Raw genomic sequence first — 1,414 nt, 5'->3', positions numbered from 1 at the left:
GGCTCTTCGGAATCAAGGGTGTAGGTGGGGCCTGAAGCCCCCGGCTTCGAGCAGGCTGCGCGCGACGTAGTTCGTGAGGTTCCGGAACCCGAGCGCCGAGCCTCGAAGATGCTCGAGGCGACCGTTGATCGCCTCCGTGGGCCCGTTGCTCGTTCCGGGCCGGTCGAAGAACGCAAGGATGTCCGCGGCGCGCTGCTTCATTGTGCGCCCGAGCTTGCGGATCTCGACCAGCGCGGTCGGGACGCCGCTGCTGACAGCGTCGATCACGGCCTGCATCATGGTCTTGGCCGTCTTCTTGTCGGGCTCGCGATAGGCGGCGATCATGCGCTGGTAGATGCCCCAGGTCGCTTCGACTTCGACGTGCTCATCGACGGCGAACAGCGCTTCGAGTCTGGCGCGTTGCCGGTCGGTGAGCAGCTTGTCTCCGGTGTGCAGGGTGCGGCGGGCCTTGTATAGCGGGTCACCCTTCATGCCGCGGTGTCCGGTGGTGTCCTGCTGAACACGGCGACGGCAGACGTCGAGGGCGTCACCGGCGAGCCGGACGACATGGAACGGGTCCATCACGGGCACGGCGTCGGGGAGTTCTTCGGCCGCAGCGGTCTTGAAGCCCGCGAACCCGTCCATCGCGACTACCTCGATCCGCTTCGACCAGTCCTCCGGACGGCCGGCGAGCCACTGCTTGAACACTGCCTTCGAACGTCCCTCGACCATGTCCAGCAGCCTGGCCGGGCCCGTCTTGTTCCTCGCGGGGGTGAGGTCGATGATCACGGTCACGTACTTGTCGCCGAACCGGGTGTGACGCCAGACGTGCTCATCGACACCGATCGTGGTGACACCGTCGAATCTCGCCGGGTCGTCGATCAGTCGCCGCCTGCCCTCGCCGAGGATCGCGGTGTTCGCAGTGTGCCACGACACTCCGAGTCCCGCTGCGGCGCGGGAGACTGTGAGGTGGTCGACGACGATCGCCGTGAGTGCCCAACCGATCCCGCCACGGGAGATCTTTGCTCGCGGCGCCGCCGCCTTTGTCGTGTCCTGCCGCCAGGTGCGACGACAATGAGCGCACCGGTACCGGCGCACTCGCACCAGCAGCGTCGTCGGCCGATGCCCGAACGGTTCATGCGCGAGCGGACGCGTCACCGTGTCACGCGGCACACCCTCGGCGCCGCATTTCCGGCACCACGGGTCGTCGTCGACGACACGACACTCCAGCACCGCCCGATCCGGCTCGAGCAGCTGCCCGATCGCTTCGAGGCCGAGCTCGTCGAGGCGGCAGAACGTGGTCAGGTCGGGCGCGGCGAAGGTAGCGTGGTGCACGTCGAGGTCTTCCGGCGGATGGGCAGTGTAGGAACTTCCATCCTGGAAGACCTCGACCCCTATCCACGAACCCCGACTACACCCTCAACTGCGAAGAGCC

1 protein-coding gene is annotated in these 1,414 nt (G+C 67.0%); it reads right to left on the bottom strand.

Going from position 1 to position 1,414, the window contains the following annotated elements:
* Nucleotides 1-12 precede the first annotated feature (12 nt).
* Nucleotides 13-1,314 (bottom strand): ISL3 family transposase, encoded by a 1,302-nt coding sequence (locus tag ABVF28_RS17180; protein WP_371031453.1) that lies wholly within the window; start codon nt 1,312-1,314, stop codon nt 13-15.
* Between the last annotated feature and the right edge of the window lie 100 nt (nt 1,315-1,414).

It is taken from the genome of Pseudoclavibacter sp. JSM 162008 (genome assembly GCF_041366455.1).
Taxonomy (GTDB): domain Bacteria; phylum Actinomycetota; class Actinomycetes; order Actinomycetales; family Microbacteriaceae; genus Pseudoclavibacter.
The sequence above is the reverse complement of the archived record's forward strand: the minus strand, read 5'-3'. Positions and strand labels throughout refer to the sequence as shown.